The following is a 302-nucleotide window of genomic DNA, read 5'->3' as shown; positions in this document are numbered from 1 at the left end:
CCTGTCCGCCTTCCCCATCACCCAGCGCTGGCCGGCGCAGCATCCCGACCGCATCCAGCTCTTTTCCCTGCCCACGCCCAACGGGGTGAAGGTGTCGATCATGCTGGAGGAGGTGGGGTTGGCTTATGAGCCGCACCTGATCGACATCATGGCCAATGAGACCTGGGGGCCGGAGTTTCTGTCGCTGAACCCGAACGGCAAGATTCCCGCCATCATCGACCCCAACGGTCCGGGCGGCCAGCCGCTAGCCCTGTTCGAATCCGGCGCCATCCTGATCTATCTGGCGGAAAAGACCGGCCAAC

At 63.9% G+C, this 302-nt stretch carries 1 protein-coding gene; it reads left to right on the top strand.

Features of this window, described 5'->3' with window-relative positions:
* Position 1 precedes the first annotated feature (1 nt).
* Positions 2–302 (top strand): glutathione S-transferase N-terminal domain-containing protein (locus CVH10_RS19375; RefSeq protein ID WP_181244528.1); only part of this gene is annotated, 301 nt, incomplete at its 3' end.

Origin of the sequence: Halomonas sp. ND22Bw (assembly GCF_003011945.1) — a bacterium.
In the GTDB taxonomy this organism is placed as follows: domain Bacteria; phylum Pseudomonadota; class Gammaproteobacteria; order Pseudomonadales; family Halomonadaceae; genus Halomonas; species Halomonas halophila.
Note: the sequence above shows the minus strand (reverse complement) of the source record. Positions and strands in the feature narration are given on the sequence as shown.